We start from the raw sequence: 20046 nt of genomic DNA, 5'->3' as shown, positions 1-20046 counted from the left end.
ACTTCGTTCACTTCGTCCGCTTGGTTCGCTTTGCTGGCTGCCGATGCCGGCCATGGCGCGTGCCGCCGTCGCGATCTTTTCCGAATCTGACTCTCCTGTCTCGGCCGATGGGCCGACCCGTGCCATGCCTCGTACCCTGAATCGTCAAGTCAACACTGCCCGTCACCCCGCTGTGGGGCGAGCCGGTGCATCGTTGCGCACGCGCCGTACGGCTGCGTTTCTCGCCGCGAGCGCCGTGCTCTGGCTGGCGGGGTGCGCCGTCGGGCCCGACTACGTGCGCCCGGAGATGGACACCCCGGCCGCCTTCAAGGAAACCGGCGACTGGAAGCTGGCGGAGCCGAACGACGCCGCCGCCAAGGGCGAGTGGTGGACGATCTATCAGGACACGGTGCTGAACGACCTGATGGCGCAGGTCGAGGTCAACAACCAGAACATCAAGGTCGCCGAGGCCAACTACCGTCAGGCACTGGCAGTGGCCTCGCAGGCCCGCTCGGCGTTCTTCCCGACGATCGGCGCCAATTCCAGCCTGACGCGCAGCAGCTCGCGCGTGAGCAACACGGCCGTGAGCGGCTCGGGCGCGGGCGGCATTTCGAACAGCTACAGCCTGTCGGGGACGGCCAGCTGGGAGCCGGATATCTGGGGCAGCGTGCGCCGTTCGGTCGAATCGGGCGATGCTAGCGCGGCAGCGAGTGCCGCCGATCTGGCCAATGCGCGCCTGTCGGCGCAAGCGTTGCTGGCGCAGAACTACTTCGATCTGCGGGTGACCGACGCCCAGAAGGCATTGCTCGACCGGACGGTCGCGGCCTACGAGCAGACGCTCAAGCTCACGCAGAACCAATACGCGGTGGGCGTGGCGCAGCGCTCCGACGTGATTCAGGCGCAGACGCAATTGCAGTCGGCGCAGGCGTCGGCGATAGACATTGAAGTCACGCGGGCACAGCTTGAGCACGCCATCGCGCTGCTGGTCGGCAAGGCGCCGGCGGCGTTCTCGCTGACGGTGGCGCCGTTGCGGGCGGCATTGCCGAGCGTGCCGGGCGCGTTGCCGTCGCAACTGCTGGAGCGTCGTCCGGACATCGCTGCGGCCGAACGTGCAGTGGCTTCGGCCAATGCGAAGATCGGCGTGGCGAAAGCGGCGTTCTTCCCCGCGCTCTCGCTCTCGGCTTCCGGTGGTTTCCAGAGCAGCAGCTTTGCCAACTGGCTGACGCTGCCGAGCCGCTTCTGGTCGGTCGGGCCGGCACTGGCGGCGACGCTGTTCGACGGCGGTCTGCGCCGCGCACAAACCGACGCGGCCATCGCGGCGTACGACGCGCAGGTGGCGACTTATCGTCAAACGGTGCTCACGGCGTTCCAGTCGGTCGAAGACAATCTGGCGGCCTTGAACTATCTGGGCCGCGAGGCGACCGTGCAGACGCAGGCCGTACAGTCGTCGCGCGAGGCGGCACAACTCATCCTGAATCAGTACAAGGCGGGCACCGTCAGCTTCCAGAACGTGTTGACTGCGCAAGCCACTGCGTACAGCACGGAACGTACGTCGCTGACGATTCTCGGGCGGCAGTTCACGGCCAACGTGCTGCTGGTGACGGCGCTGGGCGGCGGCTGGCACGGTTTGCCACCTGAGGACGGCGGACCGGCTGCCACGGATACGCCCGACGCACCAGTGGCACCAGTGGCACCGGGCGCACCCGGTGTGGCTTCCGGCGCGTCAGCCGGCTGATTCGTACCGATGCCATCGTTGAACGCCGCGCCTAGCGCGGCGTTTTTCATTCCAGCGCGCTGCCACGTACCGTCATGTGCGGGCACCGCTGATTGCGCCGTTTCCGAGCATCTGCGGGGGCCGATCACCGATTGGCGAGTTGGTGTTTGAGCTATTTCCGAACTTCGCTCTCGGAATCATGGAAGCCGCTGCTACGAATTGTCCGAGCCGGTGTGACGCGAGTAGCACAAAGGTGGCGGCGACGGGCGTGAGGGATTTCACGTTCAAGCGAGCGCGTTCAAGCCTTTCGCATGAAGTTACCTCGCTATGAGGCAGTGGCCGGGCGTCTCGCGCGTTGACCACAGTGCGTAGCAAGGGTGCCCGAGTGAATTGTCTATGGGTGATCTCCCAGCGAGGAGGGCCGAATCGTTTTGCCAGAATGTTCCCACTTCGCTGCGATGGCAGGCACGAAGCGCCGTGCTGCCACGGCAGTTCTGCCAGATGATGAACAAAGGAGGGGGCAGCGATGACAATCAATGTCGTGGTCGCAGATGACCATCCGATTGTGCGTTACGGAATTCGCCGTTTGCTGGAAGAGCGGGAGATGATTCAACTGGTCGGGGAGGCGGCCAACTCGTCGGAGCTGGTCAGCCTGTTAGCCAAGTCGCCGTGCGACATTCTCGTGACCGATTTTTCGATGCCCGGCGGTCACTTCAAAGACGGGCTATTTCTCATCGGCTATGTTCGTCGGTACTTCCCTACCATCAAGATCATCGTCGTCACGATGCTGGAGAATCTGGCGATTCTGCGCGGTATGCTCAAGCTGGGGGTGCACTCGATCCTCTCGAAACTCGACGAGCAGAGTTCCATTGCCGACATCGTGTGCGTGGTGGCCGACGGCAGCCGCTACATTCCTGCCGGGTTGGCCACGCGATTGCACGACTCGGTCGCCGACGATGCCGAAGCCGATGCTTCGAAACTCTCGGGGCGTGAGGTGGAGGTGGTGCGGCTCTTCGTTTCGGGGCTCACGATCAGCGAAATTGCCTTCAAGCTGAGCCGCAGCGTCAAGACCGTCAGTTCACAGAAGACCAACGCGATGCGCAAGCTCGGGCTCGATCGTGACGTCGATCTCTATCACTACGCCACGCGCACCGGCATCACCTGATGCCGGCTCACATCTAAAACTTCACGCGTCATGCTTCCCGTGCCCCCCACACACCACCCTTCAGGCTCACGCGGGCAGGCGGATTCCTCGCATATCGCGCAGAATCAGCTCGCCCGCGCGGAGCATTTGCTTCAGTTGATGCACCACCTGCTTGAGTTCCTGCACATTGGCGTCGGGCGCGTCGGGCTGCTGCTCCTGCGCAACGACGAGCGCGTCGAGACGCCGCGTGTAGTCACGCATGGCCTCGCTGGCGGCCTGCGCGTCGGTCGGCACTGACGCGGCCGGGGCTGCCACCGCTTGCGACAGCAAGTCGCTGATGGCCGACACGACTTGCCCCAGTTCGCCACTCTTGTCGGCGGCAATCTGACGCGGCAACACATCCGACATGCCAGTGATGTACGACGCCATCACATGGTTCTGCACCAGCAGGTCGTTAAGCTCGCCCACGGACACCTGCTTCGACTTGGGCTCAAGCATCATCCGCTTGAAGGCCGCCCCAAAATTCCCGAACGCGATGTGCATGTCCTTGCGTGCCATGCGATAGGCAAGATCGTCGCGCTTGCCTTCGCGACCGGCGCACGACTCGAGATAGGCACGGGTCGATTGCACGGCCTGCCGGATCAGCGGCCCCATCAGGCGGTATTCCCAGTAGGGGAACAAGTAGGAGCACACCAGCGCGACGCCCGAACCGATCAACGTGTCGATGGCGCGCTCGCCCACCACCGACAACGAACCCGGCAGCAGAAAGTGGAACAGCAGCAGCACATACGACGACATGAACACCACGGACAAGCCGTAGTTGAAGAGCGAAAGACTGTTGCCCATCACCATGCAGAAGAACATCAGTGCGAACAGCACCCACGGCTTGTGCACAAACGACAGGATGACGAGCACGCTCACGCACCCCACGAGCGTGCCGGTGAGACGCTGGGCGTTTTTCTGCTTCGTCAGGCTGAAGCCGGGCTTCAAGATCACGATGATCGTGAGCAGTACCCAGTAACTGTGCGCCTGGCCCGCAAGCAGTGACCAGTTCTCGCAGATGATGAGCCCAGCCGTGATGGCGATCGTCACCCGTAGCGCGTGGCGAAAACTCGGTGACGAGAACGTGAGGTTCTTGCGCAGCAGCTTGGGCGAGAAGCTCTGCCGCGAGGTGAACCGCAACAGCGCCTGATCGATCTGCATCTCCGTGGCGGAGGCGGCCGTGGCGATATTCGTGTTGCGATGCATGCGTTCGAGCACCCGCGTGGCGCTCCACACCCGGCGGAAAGTGCTGGTCACGGCCTGATAGGCCTCGGGCGCGCGCTGCGGCAACTGCTGTTTTCGCATCAGTTCGATTTCGTACTCAATGGCACGAAATTCCGCGCGCCAGCTGCGCTGCGCCCGTGACGGCTCGTTGGTGGCAATGGCGTAGCCGATGGCATCGACCTCGACGGCGATCTTGCGAATCATGTCGCGGAAGAACACGAGCACGTCTTCATTGGCGAACTCGCGGCGCAGCATCGGGTAGTCGGTGTGCACCGACACCACGACCTCGTGCAGGTCGACGATGTTGATGAACAGATTGAACAGCATCGTGCGGCGGGGTTCCAGCTTGCCGATGCGCAGCCGGGGCAGGTTGCGCAGAATGATCTCGCGCGCGGCCTGCTGCTTCTCGACCACATTGACCTGTGCGGCGATCAACTTGCGGTAGCAATCGTCGATATCGGTCGACGAGTCGTAGAACGCCGCCTTGGCTTCGAGATACTGCGCCGTGACGAAAAAACACTCGGCGAGTGTTTGCTGTTCGATGCGAAACCACCAGACACGGCACACCACCAGACTGAAATAGGTGTACCAGAGCCCGCCGATCAACACGGCCCCGGCGTCGAGCACGGCCTGATGCCGGGTGAGATCGGCCTCGACGTTGAGCACCATCATCATCAGACAGGCAAAACTCACCAGCGAGGCGCGAAAGCCATAGACCACGAGCATCGACAGGCCGAACGTGAGAATCAGCGTGGTGAGCCAGAGCTGCCACGGCTGGGCGGCGGTCGCCATGCCGGTAATCAATACCGTCAGCGCGCCGAGCAGCGTGCAACTCAGCAGTTCGGTGTGCTTGTGACGCAGGGGGCCGTTGATGTCGACGACGCTGGCGCACAACGCCCCGGAGGCGACCTCGATGCCGAGCAGGTGCTGATCGAGCCCCCAGAACAGCACGAGCGCGGGCAAGACGACACCCACTGCCTGCCGGGTGCCGGTGAAAAAATAGTGGCTATATAAGAACTTCTTGATATCGGTCTGGTAGTCCATGCGTCGGGTGCGAGGGTTCCGCTGCAAAGCCGGCCGTGCGCGGGTAGCGCGCGGCGCAGACAGGAGTCTAGCCCAACGCCCGCGTAGCGCGAAGAGGGGATACTGCCGGTTACACGACCTGCCCGGCTGTGCTGTGACCCCGACAGGTCCGGCTTTTCGGATGGCTCCGATGGGCCTCGGCGCGGCCCTTTTGTTATGCTTGCGAACAGTCGCTCAGCCGTGGGTTTCCTTGGTCGCTTTGGCCTTTGATCCTTGATCCTTGGTCATTGCTTTATCACCCCCGGCCCTTAAGCCTTCCGTCCCATCAGGTCGCCACGCCCGCATGCTCCACTTATTCTTCTCGAACCGGTTCACTACGCTCGAAGCTGCCCTGCTGCGCGATCTCGCACAGGCGCCGGGTGACCCGATGCATTCGGAAACCATCGTCGTGCCAAGTGTGGCGGTGCGCCGCCGGCTCGAACTGGACTACGCCGACGTGTTCGGCGTGTGCGCCAACGTTCGGCTGGCCTATCTGGCGCAATGGCTGTGGGACATGGCGGGCAAGCTGCTGACGGTGCCCGAGAGTTCGCCCTTCGCGCCCGACCGGCTCGTCTGGCCGCTTTACCAGTGTCTCGCCCAGCCGTGGGTGAAGGCGTCGCCCCGGCTGGCAGGCTATTTGTCCGAGGCGGACGACGTCATGCGCTTTGAGCTGGCCGACCGGCTGGCGCACATTTACGACCAATATCTGACCTACCGGCCGAACTGGCTCGAACGCTGGCAGACGGGCGACACGATTCCGACCCATGGGGCCGCCGGCTGGGGCGATGTTCAGCGTGACGACGAAGCTTGGCAGAGCGAGTTGTGGCGGCGGGCGTTGCAGCATCTCGATATTCGCGAACGGCACCCGACGCTGCGCGCCATCGACCAGATCGAGCAACTGACGCCGCAAACGCTGCCATCGGGCTGGCCCGCGCGCGTCTCGGTGTTTGCACTCTCCTCGATGCCGCCGCTCTCGATGGTGATGCTCAAGGCGATGTCGCGCCTGATCGACGTGCATCTGTACGTGCTCAACCCGTGCGAGAGCTATTGGTTCGATATCGTGCCGCCGTCCCGGCTCTCGTATCTCAAGCGACGCGACGGAACGGCTCACCGGGAAGTCGGGCATCCGTTGCTGGCCGAGTGGGGCCGCCAGACCCAGTCGCACATCGACGCGCTCTACGCCGATCTTGCCCAGCAGGCGGTGGAAGATCGGGCGCTGTTCCAGCCGAATACCGCGCCGACACTGCTCGCTGCGCTGCAAAACGGTATTCTCACGCTCGACGATGGCCGCTACGGGGCGCCCGACGGCGTGGGCGCCGACGGCTCCGTGGAAGTGCATGTCTGTCACAGCCTCGCGCGCCAGATCGAGGTCCTTCACGACCGGTTGCTGGCCTGCTTTGACGAGATTCCGGACCTTCGGCCCGACGATGTGCTGATCACGGTGCCGGACCTCGGCAAAGCGGCGCCGCTGATCGATGCCGTGTTCGGCACGGCAACGCCCCGCATTCCGTATCTGGTGACTGGGCTGCCGCCCACGCGCACTAACCCGGTCGCCCGGGCGTTCGCGTCGATTCTGGCGTTGCCGCAACTGCGCGTGGCGGCGTCCGATCTCGTGGAACTGGCGCGCACGGAGGCGGTGGCGCAGCGCTATGACCTCGGCGGCAACGTGCTCGATTCGATTCAGAACTGGCTGCATGCGGCGGGCGCGCGCCGTGGCTGGCGCGGCGACGCATTGCTGCGCCTCGAAGCGCAGGGCGCGCAGGCAAAGGCATCGGACGTGGCGAACGGTACGCCCGCACTGGAGCGCCACACGCTGGGCGACGCGATGATGCGGCTGTTCCTCGGTTATGCGTTGCCGGACGATGCGTTGCCGGTCGACGATTGGCTGCCGATCGGAGGCATCGAAGGCGGGCGTGCGGAGTTGCTGGGGGAACTGGCGCGTCTGATCGATGATCTCGATGCCACGGCAGTCGCCCTGCAAACCGAGCGCACCGGGCTGGCATGGCGTGATCAGCTTTTGGCCATGCTGGAACAATTCTTCTCGGACGATGCGCGCTTTGCCGACGACGTGGCGGAAGTGCGCATGGCGATCGAGCAGATCGGTTCGGCGATTGCCGACGGCGCTCCGGCGGTGCAGGTGCCGGTGGAAGTTGTCGCGCGCGTGTTGGCTGATGCGCTGGACGACCCGACACGTGGCGGGGTGCCCTCGGGGCGCGTCACGTTCGCGGCAATTCCCAGCTTGCGCTCGCTGCCTTACCGGGTGGTGTGCATGCTCGGCATGGACGACGGTGTGCTGCCCGGGCGCGTGCGTGCCGATGAATTCGATTTGATGCGCGTGTTGCCGCAACGCGGTGACCGGCAGCGTCGCGACGATGAGCGCAATCTCTTTCTCGATCTGCTGCTGTGCGCGCAGGATCGATTCCTGATGACTTACACGGGACGCAGCGTGCGCGATAACGCCCCGTTGCCGCCGTCGACCGCCGTGGACGAACTGCTGGATTTCACGGGACAACTGCTGGCCCCGGCGTCGCAAGGTTTCCACGTCGATGACCAGCGCGAGGCACGCGAGCGACTCGTCGTGCTGCATCCGCTGCAACCGTTCTCGCCCGCGTATTTCGACGGGCAGCACGCGTCGCTCTATAGCTACGATGTGTCCAACGGGGAAGCCGCGCGGCAACTGGCGGCACAACTGGCGGCGCCGGTACCGGAGACGGAGGCAACGCCGTTCGTGTCCGAGGCGCTGCCAGCGGTTGCGCAAACCCACCTCACGCTGGACGACTTGCTGCGGTTCTGGCGCCATCCCGGGCGGGCGTGGTCGCGCGACCGGTTGGGGCTGTCGCTTGGCGATGTGCTCACCGAGGTCGAAGACGATGAGCCGTTCGTGCTCGACTGGGCAGGCCGCGACGCACTGGCTGCCCGGCTCCTGCCGCGTCTGTTGCGCGAGGACGGTGGCGATGCCCGGACACGAACCGACGCCATCGAGCGCATTGCGCTGGTCAGTCACGAATTGCCCGGCGGGGCGACGGGCGCTGTGTGGCGTCGACGCGAACTGGGCGGGCTTCGGGCCTTGGCGTCGCAAGTGCGCGAAGCGCAGGCGGAAGGCACGCAAGAGATCCTGACGATGCTGCCGCTCGCCCCGGCATTGCCTGCCACGTGGCAGCAGGCGACGCAGGCCGAATGGCATGGTGATGCCACATTGTCGGCACCGTGTCTGTTGCAGGGGCGGTTAGCGCCCGTGTCGCGTTACGGCCTCGTGATGTACCGCTACGGCAGCATGCGTCCGAGCGACCTGCTGGCGGCGTGGTTGTCTCACCTCGCGCTGTGCGCCCACTTGCAGCAACCGGCGCATGCGGGTCTGGACATCGCAGCACGCACGCTCTGGTACGGCGAGGACGAGACGTTCGCGCTGCGCCCGGTGGCGGATGCCGCAACGTTGCTCGGCGAGTTGGTGGCGCTATACCGGCTGGGGCAGACGCGGCCGCTGCCATTCTTCGCTCGCAGTGCATGGAAGCTCGCGAGCACCGGCAAGCGCAGCGACGCCGAAAGCCAATGGGAGGGCTCGGCGTTCGCCCGTGGCGATGCCGACGACCCGTACACCCGGCTGGTGTGGCGAGGCGTGGAAGACCCGCTGGCGGCACCTTTCGACCTGCTTGCGAATACCGTTTTTGGCCCGTTGGTCGCCCATCTCGAACTCGTGGAGGGCGCATGACGCAGCTTATCGACCTCGACGTATTCCACTGCGATCTCGATGGCGTTTGCCTGATCGAAGCGTCGGCCGGCACCGGCAAGACGTGGAACATTTGCGCCCTGTATGTGCGTCTCCTGCTCGAGAAGAGTCTTACTGTCGAGCAAATCCTCGTGGTGACGTTCACCAACGCGGCAACGGCCGAACTGCGCGAGCGTATTCGTGGACGGCTGTCGGACTTGGTCGCGGCCATCGCGCCAATGTTCGGCGAGGACGAAGCGGGCGAGGGTGAGGGCGGGGAGGGCGGGGATGACCGGGACGACGATTTCCCTGACTACGATCCTAACGCGAGTAGCGATCCGCTCTTTACCGTGATGATCGCCGGGTTGATCGAGCGCGGCGAGATGTCTGTGAAGCAGATTCGCGAGTGCCTGCAAGCGGCACTGCGCGGCTTCGATCAGGCGTCGATCCATACGATTCACGGCTTTTGCCAGCGAGCGCTTGCCGAAGTGCCGTTCGCGGCAGGCTTGCCGTTTGCCTACGAACTGGTGCCGGACGACAACGGCGTGCGTCACGATCTGGCGGTCGAATTCTGGCGTCGCGTGGTGGAGCCGCTGGCCGCGCAAGACGATGGGTTTGCCGCGTGGCTGGTCGATCGCAAACGCTCGCCGGGCACATTGACCGACCAGTTGGCACGGCGGTTGAAAAAACCGATGTCGACGCTGCGCTGGCCTGCCGCCGTGCGCGCAGAGGCCTCGACTGCCGCTGATGCGGCCCTGCTCGAAACGTATGCCATTGCCCGCGAGTGCTGGGAGGCCGAGGCGCAGGGCATTGCTGAGTTGATGGGCAAGGCGCTGCCATCGCTCAAGAAAAACATTTATCACGAGGCGTCGCTGGCGCAGGCAGTCTCCGCGTGGCAGCGGTATCTGAGCGCCGGTGACGTCGGCGCACTGCTCAACACCAAGGCGGAACTGCTCACGACGACGCGCTTGGCCAAGGACATCAAGAAAGGGGAGACGCCCCCGGATCATCGCTTCTTCGGGCTGGCCGACGTGCTGGTGAAGGCGCGCGCCGACGCCGACGAGCGCTACGCGATGGCGTGGCTTCGTATCCTGCGTGCGTGGCTGAACGAGGCCCCCGATCAACTGGCGCAGCGCAAACGCGAACTCCGCGTCGTGTCGTTCGACGATTTGCTGGGCAACATCGCGCGCGCGTTGACGCAGCATCCCGATCTGGCCGACGCCCTGCGCACGCGCTACCCGTGCGCACTGATCGACGAGTTTCAGGATACTGACCCGCTGCAATTCGCCATCTTCAATGCGGTGTACCGCGCGGGTTCGGCGCTGACGGACGGGAACGCCGTCGATGGCCGCGATGGGGGTGAAGTCAGTAACGAAGGCGACGCCACTGGACGCGTGAAGAGCGGTCCGATGTTTATGGTGGGCGATCCGAAGCAGGCCATCTACAGCTTCCGTGCGGCGGATCTGCACACGTATCTGGCCGCTCGTGAGAATGCCGATGCGGCATACACGCTTGCGGTCAATCAACGCTCGACGCCCGCGATCATTCAAGCGGGGAATCGCCTGTTTGGGGCCAATGAGCGCGCGTTTGTGCTCGACGGTCTGGTGTATCCACCCGTGCGCCCGGGGCAGCGCGCGCGCCCGCCGTTGTCCGACGCGCGCACCGTCGCAGACTTCACGGTCTGGTGGTTGCCGGAAGGCGAGGGCAGCGAGCAAGGCAAAGGGGACGGACCGCTCTCCAAGGATGAGGCCCAGCAAGCGTGCGCACGTGCTACTGCGGCAGAAGTCGCGCGGTTGCTCTGCGGCGCGTCGCGAGGCGATGTCCTGATCGGTGAGCGCGCGCTGGCGCCGGGCGATATTGCCGTCATCGTGCAAACCCATCGGCAGGGTGCGCTGATGAAGGCCATGCTCGCCGAGCATGCGGTGGGCAGCGTCGAACTCACGCAAGACTCGGTGTTTGCCAGCGATGAGGCTGAAACGCTATTGCGTGTATTGCGTGCCGTCGAATCACCGGGTGACGTGCGTGCGTTGCGGGCTGCGCTCGCGACTGAATTGTTCGGACTGGATGCCTCGGCGTTGTTCCGGATGCAGACGAGCGAAGCGTCCGACGCCGAGGCGATTGCATGGATCGAGCGGCTGCAACGCTACCGGCAGTTGTGGATCGAGCGAGGCTTCTCCGCCATGTGGCGCACGCTCATGCGCGAGTTGGGGCTGGCGGCGCGTCTGGTTGCGCAGGCAGGCGGCGAGCGGCGGCTCACCAACTTCATGCACCTAGCTGAGTTGGCGCAAGCCCGTTGGGCCGAGCAACCGGGCATGCCGGCACTGCTGCGCTGGCTCGCGTCGCAACGTAATGCCAGCGGCGGTGAAGACGCGCAGTTGCGTCTCGAGTCCGATCAGAATCTCGTGCAGATCGTGACGGTCCACAAGTCGAAGGGGCTGGAATACGGCGTCGTGTTTTGTCCGTTCCTGTGGGATGGCGCCGTGCGTGACAGCGGCAGCCTCGACGGTCTGGAGTATCACGACGGGCCGAACGCAGTCATCGACTTTACCGAGGCGGGCGCGAAAGGTTCGCCTGCGCACGGTGCGCTGCGCCGCGAGCAGTCGGCCGAACAGGCGCGGCTGTTGTACGTTGCGCTGACCCGCGCGGTCTACCGTTGCTATCTTGCTGCGGGAATCTACACGTCGCGCCGCAGCGTGAAAGAGGCCTGCGGCGGCATGCTCAACTGGCTGGCCGCCGGGCAGGGGACTGCCTTCGACGACTGGATTTCGCCAAGCGTCGACGCCGACGCCCGCGTCGACGCAATTCGTACCGCATGGAAGGCGCTCGCCGGTGGCCCCGTTAACGTGATTCCCTTGCCGGTGGGCGACGCCTTGGTGAACGGGGAGCGTATCGGACACGATGCGCCGCCCGAACTCTCCACTCGCACGAGCACGCGCGCGTTGCGCGAGGTGTGGCGCATTGGGAGCTTCTCCGGTCTGCTGGCCGGCATGCATGCCGGGCCGCAGTTGGGTGGCGGGCAACTGAGTGCGCCTGAGCGCACGCGTCCGGACTACGACGCGCAAGCCAATGCGGGGCCGACGTTCGCCTTGCCGCCCGAAGGCGACGACACTTGGCCGCCCCCCGACGACATTTTGCGATTTCCACGCGGCCCGGCAGCGGGCGAGAGCTTGCACCGTGTGTTCGAACTGGCCGATTTCACCGCGCGCGGCCAATGGCCGCAGGCGGTCACACGTGCCTTGCGCGAGCGTCCGCCAGGACGCGGGGCGGAACAGAACGACTTGTGGCGCGCCATGATGATGAGCATGCTGGGCGACACGTTGAATACCCCGCTGCGACCCGGCTTGCATCTCTCGGATGTGGCCATGACCGAGCGGCTTACGGAAATGGAGTTCACGTACCCGGCCGACGCCGTGTCGCTCGATGCGCTGCGTGGTTTGCTGCGGCAGTTCGGTTATCCGGATCTGCCGCTCGATGCCACGGTGCTGCGCGGCTATCTCAAAGGCTTCATCGATCTGGTGTTCCGCCACGGCAAGCAGTGGTGGATTCTCGATTGGAAGTCCAACTATCTGGGCACGGCTCCCGAGAACTACGGACCAGACGGCCTGCGCGAGGCGATGGCGGAACACGGTTACCACTTGCAATACCTGCTCTACACGCTGGCGCTGCATCGCTATTTGCGACGCCGTCTGCCCGACTACGATTACGACCGCGATATGGCGGGAAGTCTCTATCTCTTCGTGCGTGGCGTGCGTCCCGACTGGGCCGAGGCCAACCGGCTGGAAGACCATGTGCCGGGCGTCTATTTCGACAAGCCGGCGCGCGAGATGGTCGATGCCCTTGATCGGCTGTTTGCCGCTGGCGAGAACGTGGCGCTCGCCGAGGCATTGGCGCTCGATGGCCGCGACGGTGAATTTGGCGGGGATGGCGATGATCCCGATGCTGCGAGCGATACCGAGGGGGGCCGCGCATGAGTGAGGTCCTCAACCTGAACGACCCCGCCGGGTCCGCGCAAGCCGACACCGGCGTGGTAAGACTCGCGCAGGGTTTCGCCCGTCGCATGACGATGCTCGCACGCGGGCGCGGCGCGAACGAGTCGACGTGCCGCTACGTCTGGCGCGCGGCACTGGCCGTGAGTCTGGCGACCGCCGAAGGGCATGTCTGTGTGCCGCTCGACAATTTTCTCGATGCCCAGGCCAGCGGTGAGTTGTTCCCCGACGATTCGCCATCACTGTCGGTGTGGCGCGACGCCCTTTTTGCCAGCGGCCTATGCGCGCCGGCCAATCTTGCCGCCGTGCTGGCCAGCGACGCGCAGTCCGACGCGTGGCCGCTGTTGCTCGACGAACAAGACCGCCTCTATCTGGCGCGTTACTACGTGTACGAAGCGCGCCTCGCGGCGGCGCTTGGCCGCAAGCTGGCCACGTCGGAGACGACAGAAGTGACGGCGCAGGATCGCGAACGGTTGCGCAAGTATTTCGGTGAGGGCGTGCTTGCCTCATCCACTGCTTCCGATGGCCAGCCCGAACCGAACTGGCAGATGGCGGCAGCCGCTTTGGCGCTGCAACGCTCGCTGGTAGTGCTCAGCGGCGGACCGGGCACCGGCAAGACGACAACCGTGGTGGGTCTGCTCGCGTGTCTGCTCGAACGCGACGCCAATCTTCGGGTGGCGCTGGCGGCCCCCACGGGCAAAGCGGCGCAACGGATGCAGGAAGCGCTTACTGCCCGTCAGGATCTGCCTGAAGCTGTCCGGCAAGCCTTGCCGGAGGCGGCGCTGACGCTCCACCGCCTGCTGGGGGTGCTGCCCGAATCGGCAGAGCAGGTCGGTCGGCGCTTTCGCCATCACGCGGGCAACCCGCTGCCTTACGACCTGATCGTTGTTGATGAAGCCTCGATGATCGATTTGTCGATGGCCACGCAGTTGCTGGAAGCGGTGCCTGAGGGCGCGCGATTGATTCTGCTGGGCGACAAGGACCAACTGGCCGCCGTGGAAGCTGGTGCGGTGTTCGGTGAGCTGAGTGCCAAACGCGCGTTTTCCGTCGATATGCGAGGGCGGTTGTTGCAGGCGCTGGATTGGCCGAAGGGATCGCCGCCCGCACACGGACCGCTCGCGCCAAACGCCCCGGCCGGAGTGTCGCGCGGGTTGGAGGATGCCGTGGTCTGGCTCGAACGGACTTACCGTTTCGGTGAAAACTCGGCGATCGGTCGACTGGCAACGGCAATCAAGACGGGGCGTGTGGCCGACGCACGCAAGGAGTTCACGACGGAAAGTGCAGAGCGCGTACTGGCATCGGGGCATGGGCGTGCGTCGATGACGTCGCCGTCCCTAGCGGCGTCCGCGCAGGCGTCTGCATCGGTATCGGCGGCAGCCTCCGACCGTGTCAGTCTCAGTGAAGACGGCGGCGTGCAGCTTTCTGCCGCCAATCTCAATGCGCTGGCGGACGGGTATGGGGCTTACCTCGACGCATTGACCGATGCGGTGACGCTTATCGGTCAACTCGGCGATCCGGGGGCCGCGACGGCAGGTGACATTGCGATGGTGGCGCAGCCGGTGTTCGCGGCTTTCGGTCAGTTCCGGGTGTTGTGTGCGACACGAGGTGGACGCCGTGGCGTGGAGTTCCTTGGCGCGCAACTCACCGCATTGCTGGCGCGTCGCGCGGGGGTTGCACTCAATGCTGGCGGCGGCGCTTGGTTCGCGGGACGCCCGGTGCTCGTGACGCAGAACGAGTACGCGCTGAATCTGTTCAATGGCGATATCGGTATCGCGCTGCCGCTCGGGCCGGGCGGCGCGTTGCGCGTGGCGTTTGCCACCCCGGATGGCGGGTACCGGTTGTACTCGCCGGCGAGCTTACCGGCACACGAGACGGCGTTCGCGATGACGATCCACAAGTCGCAGGGATCGGAGTTTGAGCGCGTCGCCATCGTGCTGCCCGAGCAGTCGAGCCGAGTGTTGTCGCGCGAGTTGATCTACACGGGCGTGACCCGTGCTCGCCGTCAGGCGTGGCTGTATGCGCCGTGGCAGGTCATTGCGTCGGCGATTCTGCGTCCGACGCAGCGAGACGGTGGATTGACCGATCGGTTGGCGCAGGTCATCGAGGCGACGCCTTCGTGACCCGCACCCGTCAGGAAGTCGGCGTCTGTGTCTGAGACTGGGCCAGCTTCTGCGCTGCGATGGCGGCTTCGGCAACTGCGCCCATTCGTGTGACGAGCAACTGGTCGATCTTGTAGTTGTCGATGTCGACCACTTCGAACTTGTAGCCCATGGCTTCGGTCGCTTCCGACTTCTTCGGAATGCGCTTGAGCTGATAGATCATGAAGCCGGCGATGGTCTCGTACTCGCCCTCGCCGGGCAGCTCGTCGATGTCGAGCGCCTTCTTCACGTCTTCGACCGAGGTCACGCCGTCGACCAGCCATGAGTGCTCGTCGCGCTGCACGATCTGGTCTTCATCGGCCGGGTGAACCACGTCGCCCATGAGCGCGCCCACGATGTCGTTGAGCGTGACCACACCCACCACCATGCCGTACTCGTTGATGATGACGGCGAAGCTTTCGCGGGTTTCCTTGAAGCGAGCCAGCGCTTCCGAGAGGTTGAGCGTGTCGGGAATGACGAGCAGCTTCTTCGCGTAGAGACGGTCAAGGTTGCGAATCACGCTCGACAGGTCTTCGCTGGCAATGCGCTGGAGCAAGTCTTTCGAGTCGACGTAGCCGAGCACGTTGTCGATTTCGCCACGGCACACCAGATACTTCGAATGCGGGCTTTCGATGATCTTGTGACGGATGCTGCGCTCTTCCTCGGCGATGGTGAAGTACACCACATCATCGCGAAACGTCATGACAGAGCCGACCGTGCGCGACTCCAGTTCGAACACGTTTTCGATCAGATGCAGTTCCTGCTTGCGCAGCACGCCTGCCTCGGCGCCCGCGCCGACCATGGCGGCAATGTCTTCGGACGTGATGTTCTCGATGGCATGCGTGGGCAGCTTGAAGATGCGCAGAAACATGTTCGCGATGCCGTTGAAGATGAACACCAGCGGGCGCAGCACCTTCAGACAGAGCAGCATCGGGTCGATGATCGACATCGCCACGCGCTCGGGGTTGACCATGGCGAGCCGCTTCGGAATCAGATCGGCAAACTGAATGAACGCGATGGTGATGAACAGGAACGAGCCGATACCGGCCAGCCGCAGTGCCATGGCCTGATCGGTGAACGACGAGAGCCAGTCGAACAGATAGCCGGTCAGAAAGCTCTCGCCGAGCACACCGCCGAGCACGGCGACGGCGTTCACGCCGATCTGCACGACGGTGAAGAAGTTGCCGGGCTGCTCCTTGAGCGCGAGCACTTTGATGGCCTGCTGGTCGCCCTTTTCCATGAGCACCTGAAGCTTGGTGCGCTTGGCAGCGGTCAGTGAAATCTCAGCGGCGGAAAAGAATGCGCTCGCCAGAACCAGCAGCAAGATACTGAAAAGAAAGCCGTAACCACTCATATTGTTGTCACCTGTAAGTACAAAGTCAGGCGCACAGCAGCGACGGGAGCAAGGCGGTGACACCCCAAGACAGGGCGAAACCGGTTGCGCGGAGACATTTCGAAACAAGGCCGGGTGGCCATCATTTTGAGATGCCTTCGGGCTGGGGTGCGGAAAGCGCGTCCTCGGAGCGTTCGCGTGTGGGGCGAATCCACGGGGGCGCAGCAGCCGCGTCGGCTGTGCCGCTGACCGATAGCATGCCATAAGTCCATGTCGCCCCGACAGCGGCATCCCGGCAACGTTCGCGTGGCGCGACGGACGTTCACTGTCTCCTACTGGGCGGTGGCTTGCGCGAGCGGGGAGTGGGCGTGCGCAGAACCGACAGTGATACCCATGCCTGTCGGGCATCGTGAACGCCGCTTCGACACCTTGTCGGGGCCGTGGCCGATGGCCACGCTCACCGCACTGACGGAGGACTTCACGATGAATGGCTTGCAACCGCTTTTTGCCGGGCTGCATGGACTGGCCACACATTCACTGCCACAAGCACTGCTCGCGAACAGCCTGATCCGAAACACGCTGCATGCGCCCAATGACGACTTTCCGCTACAAGCTGCCGAGAACGGTGTCAGCGGCGGTGTCGAGAGCGCCCGGGAAGGGCACCCGGCAGAGTCGATTCGCGCCAGCGCGCCACCGGCATCGCTGGTGTTGCTGGCAAATGCCATGCGGGAGGATCTTCGCGAGGTCGCTGCGACATCCGGCGCCCCGCTGAAACCGAATGGCGACCCGCTCGATGCGGCGATGTCGGCTGCGTTTGCCGATCGCCTTGCCGGTGCGGGGGACGCCTTCGCAGCATTGCCCAAAACGAATGGCACCCAGCGCGCAGCGCCGGTCCTGTGCGCGTCGGCGCTGCAAACGTTGTATGTCTGTGCGGGACCGGCAGGATTTGCCGCCACCCCGGGCACCGCTGGTCAAATGAATCACCCGGTGATCATGCCGGTCGCCAGCAGCGAGCGCGCGCAGATTTGCAACGAGGTCGTGAGCAGTTCGCTGCTGGGCACGGATGGGCGTAACAGCACGTCGGCCTATGAGGTAGTTCGCTCCGATGTCGCGAAATCGGTGGGCGATACTGCACGTCGGTGGACCGGTAAGCCGGATCTGGTGGGTAAGAAGGAGTGGGCGCAGGTGTGTCGCGTGCGAGACCCTGTAAGCACCTTCATCAAACAGATCAACCAGCACCTGCATGCGGGCCGCCGCCCGCTCCCGCAGCAAGACGCGACCGACTGGATGCTGCGCGTTGCGCTCTCCACCGGCTCGCCGATGCAGCAGGCGATGGCACGCAACGATCTTCCCGCGACCCTCGCCGTGTGTTCCAACGACTGGGCAAAACTGGCACTGGGCATCGAACAGCTGGGTGACGGTCACTGGGGCATGCGGCACGCAGACGTCATGCAGGCGGCCCGGTTGCCGTTGACCGATACACAGTCATTCACCGCGCTGGCGACATCGATGCACACGTCGTTGCGTCCGCACGAAGCGTGCCGGAGACTGCGCAACGACATGACGGCGCTGAATGTGGCGACGATCAAGGCGTTTGCTCCGAATGGTGCGGGGAGAACTACGACTATTCCGATGTCTGAGGCGTAACTGACGAAAGAGCGATAAAAAACGCGCCCGGGAGTGATCCCGGGCGCGTTTTTCTTTGGCAAATCCACTGCCGATCGGCCGATCGGCCGATTGTCCGCTACTCAGCAGTGCCGCCACGCAGCATCATTCAGCGCATCGCTCAGGTGCGTTGATAAATCTCGGCACCCTTCTTCACGAATTCGACCGCTTTGACTTCCATACCTTGCTTGAGCGCGGCTTCTTCCGTGAGGCCTTGCTTGGCGGCGTAGTCGCGCACGTCCTGCGTGATCTTCATCGAGCAGAAGTGCGGGCCGCACATCGAGCAGAAGTGAGCCACCTTGGCCGAATCTTTCGGCAGCGTCTCGTCGTGGAATTCGCGCGCCTTGTCCGGATCGAGACCGAGGTTGAACTGGTCTTCCCAGCGGAACTCGAAGCGTGCCTTCGACAGAGCGTTGTCGCGAATCTGCGAGCCCGGGTGACCCTTGGCCAGATCGGCCGCGTGCGCTGCGAGCTTGTACGTGATGATGCCTTCCTTCACGTCGTCCTTGTTCGGCAGACCCAGGTGTTCCTTCGGCGTGACGTAGCACAGCATGGCCGTGCCGTACCAGCCGATGGTCGCCGCACCGATGCCCGACGTGATGTGGTCGTAGCCGGGGGCGATGTCCGTCGTCAGCGGTCCGAGCGTGTAGAACGGAGCTTCGTCGCAGTACTCGAGCTGGAGATCCATGTTCTCCTTGATGAGCTGCATCGGCACGTGACCCGGGCCTTCGATCATCACCTGCACGTCATGCTTCCACGCAATTTGCGTGAGTTCGCCGAGCGTCTTCAGTTCCGAGAGCTGGGCTTCGTCGTTGGCGTCGTAAATCGAGCCCGGACGCAGGCCATCGCCCAGCGAGAAGGCCACGTCATAGGCCTTCATGATTTCGCAAATCTCTTCGAAGTGCGTGTACAGGAAGCTTTCCTTGTGGTGCGCGAGGCACCACTTGGCCATGATCGAACCGCCGCGGCTCACGATACCCGTCATGCGGTTGGCGGTCATCGGCACGTAGGCGAGACGCACACCCGCGTGGATCGTGAAGTAGTCGACGCCTTGCTCGGCCTGCTCGATGAGCGTGTCGCGGAACATTTCCCACGTCAGGTCTTCGGCCTTGCCGTTGACCTTTTCGAGCGCCTGATAGATCGGCACCGTGCCGATCGGCACCGGGCTGTTACGCAGAATCCACTCACGCGTTTCGTGGATGTGCTTGCCGGTCGACAGATCCATGACCGTGTCGCCGCCCCAGCGGATAGCCCACGTCATCTTGTCGACTTCTTCGCCGATCGACGACGTCACGGCCGAGTTGCCGATGTTCGCGTTGATCTTCACGAGGAAGTTGCGGCCGATGATCATCGGCTCCGATTCCGGGTGGTTGATGTTGTTCGGGATGATGGCGCGGCCGCGGGCGATTTCGCTGCGCACGAATTCCGGCGTGATCTCGGCGGGCAGGCTGGCGCCGAAATGCTGACCCGGGTGCTGGCGCGAGAGCAGCTTGGCAAGGCGCTCGCCCTGCGGGCCGGCGTTGCGCACGCTCTCGATGTATTCCTGACGGCGCAGGTTTTCGCGAATGGCGATGTATTCCATCTCGGGCGTGATGATGCCCTGACGTGCGTAGTGCATCTGCGTCACGTTCTTGCCGGCCTTGGCGCGGCGCGGCGTGCGGTGCAGGCCCGGGAAACGCAGGTCGGTCGTCGCCGAGTCGTCGGCACGCTCGCGGCCATACGCCGACGAAAGCCCCGGCAGCGCTTCGGTGTCGCCGCGCTCTTCGATCCAGGCGGCACGCACGGCGGGCAGGCCCGAGCGGATGTCGATCTTGGCGTCCGGATCGGTGTACGGACCCGACGTGTCGTAGACGAAAATCGGCGGGTTCTTTTCACCGCCGAAGCTCGTGGGCGTGTCGGATTGCGAGATTTCACGCATCGGAACACGCAGGTCCGGGCGCGAACCGTTCACATAGATCTTGCGGGAATTGGGCAGCGGTGCGATCGCGGCTTCGTCCACGCGCGCGTTGGCTGAGAGGAACTTCGGATTGGCGTTCATGCAATGTCTCCTGGC

General features: G+C 64.3%; 9 protein-coding genes. 6 read left to right on the top strand and 3 right to left on the bottom strand.

All coding sequences use genetic code 11. From position 1 onward, the window contains the following. The first annotated feature begins 124 nt into the window (after positions 1–124). Together AT302_RS21425 and AT302_RS21420 are read left to right on the top strand one after the other, a co-directional pair. On the top strand, positions 125–1714 hold the full coding sequence (locus tag AT302_RS21425; protein ID WP_237171985.1) for an efflux transporter outer membrane subunit: 1590 nt from the start codon (positions 125–127) through the stop codon (positions 1712–1714). Positions 1715–2219: 505 nt separating this feature from the next. Beyond that, the gene (locus AT302_RS21420; RefSeq protein WP_058375754.1) at positions 2220–2858 is read left to right on the top strand and encodes a response regulator; all 639 of its coding nucleotides are present in this window, start codon (positions 2220–2222) and stop codon (positions 2856–2858) included. Between the two features lie 66 nt (positions 2859–2924). Here AT302_RS21420 and AT302_RS21415 read toward each other — a convergent pair whose 3' ends face one another. Further along, the gene (locus AT302_RS21415) at positions 2925–5147 is read right to left on the bottom strand and encodes an FUSC family protein (protein WP_058375753.1); all 2223 of its coding nucleotides are present in this window, start codon (positions 5145–5147) and stop codon (positions 2925–2927) included. 322 nt (positions 5148–5469) lie between these two features. Here AT302_RS21415 and recC point away from each other — a divergent pair, with 322 nt between their 5' ends. The 3 genes from recC to recD are packed head-to-tail and all read left to right on the top strand — an operon-like array spanning position 5470 to position 14977. Next, positions 5470–8874 (top strand): exodeoxyribonuclease V subunit gamma, encoded by a 3405-nt coding sequence (gene recC, locus AT302_RS21410; protein WP_058375752.1) that lies wholly within the window; start codon positions 5470–5472, stop codon positions 8872–8874. Next, positions 8871–12842 carry an exodeoxyribonuclease V subunit beta gene (recB, locus tag AT302_RS21405; RefSeq protein WP_064674987.1) on the top strand — a complete coding sequence of 1324 codons (3972 nt, stop codon included), beginning with the start codon at positions 8871–8873 and terminating at the stop codon, positions 12840–12842. Before recC ends, recB begins: the two co-directional genes overlap by 4 nt. Beyond that, entirely contained in the window at positions 12839–14977 is a 2139-nt protein-coding gene (recD, locus tag AT302_RS21400; RefSeq protein WP_058375751.1) for an exodeoxyribonuclease V subunit alpha, read from the top strand. Before recB ends, recD begins: the two co-directional genes overlap by 4 nt. A 10-nt stretch (positions 14978–14987) precedes the next feature. Here recD and AT302_RS21395 read toward each other — a convergent pair whose 3' ends face one another. After that, positions 14988–16349, bottom strand: a complete 1362-nt coding sequence (locus AT302_RS21395; RefSeq protein ID WP_058375750.1) for a hemolysin family protein — start codon at positions 16347–16349, stop codon at positions 14988–14990. 372 nt (positions 16350–16721) lie between these two features. On the opposite strand from AT302_RS21395, the gene AT302_RS21390 reads away from it, so the two are divergent. Beyond that, a complete protein-coding gene (locus AT302_RS21390; RefSeq protein ID WP_058375749.1) occupies positions 16722–17975 on the top strand; it encodes a hypothetical protein in 1254 nt (417 codons plus the stop codon). Between the two features lie 139 nt (positions 17976–18114). On the opposite strand, the gene thiC is transcribed toward AT302_RS21390, so the two are convergent. Further along, the gene (gene thiC, locus AT302_RS21385) at positions 18115–20031 is read right to left on the bottom strand and encodes a phosphomethylpyrimidine synthase ThiC (RefSeq protein ID WP_058375748.1); all 1917 of its coding nucleotides are present in this window, start codon (positions 20029–20031) and stop codon (positions 18115–18117) included. Between the last annotated feature and the right edge of the window lie 15 nt (positions 20032–20046).

The organism is Pandoraea norimbergensis, assembly GCF_001465545.3.
GTDB lineage: Bacteria > Pseudomonadota > Gammaproteobacteria > Burkholderiales > Burkholderiaceae > Pandoraea > Pandoraea norimbergensis.
Note: the sequence above shows the minus strand (reverse complement) of the source record. Positions and strands in the feature narration are given on the sequence as shown.

Excerpts from the sequence above, each read along its gene's own strand:
- AT302_RS21425 (WP_237171985.1), top strand. The coding sequence starts at position 125 with ATGCCTCGTACCCTGAATCGTCAAGTCAACACTGCCCGTCACCCCGCT.
- recB (WP_064674987.1), top strand. The coding sequence starts at position 8,871 with ATGACGCAGCTTATCGACCTCGACGTATTCCACTGCGATCTCGATGGC.
- AT302_RS21390 (WP_058375749.1), top strand. The coding sequence starts at position 16,722 with ATGCCTGTCGGGCATCGTGAACGCCGCTTCGACACCTTGTCGGGGCCG.
- AT302_RS21415 (WP_058375753.1), bottom strand. The coding sequence starts at position 5,147 with ATGGACTACCAGACCGATATCAAGAAGTTCTTATATAGCCACTATTTT.
- thiC (WP_058375748.1), bottom strand. The coding sequence starts at position 20,031 with ATGAACGCCAATCCGAAGTTCCTCTCAGCCAACGCGCGCGTGGACGAA.
- recD (WP_058375751.1), top strand. The coding sequence starts at position 12,839 with ATGAGTGAGGTCCTCAACCTGAACGACCCCGCCGGGTCCGCGCAAGCC.
- AT302_RS21420 (WP_058375754.1), top strand. The coding sequence starts at position 2,220 with ATGACAATCAATGTCGTGGTCGCAGATGACCATCCGATTGTGCGTTAC.
- recC (WP_058375752.1), top strand. The coding sequence starts at position 5,470 with ATGCTCCACTTATTCTTCTCGAACCGGTTCACTACGCTCGAAGCTGCC.
- AT302_RS21395 (WP_058375750.1), bottom strand. The coding sequence starts at position 16,349 with ATGAGTGGTTACGGCTTTCTTTTCAGTATCTTGCTGCTGGTTCTGGCG.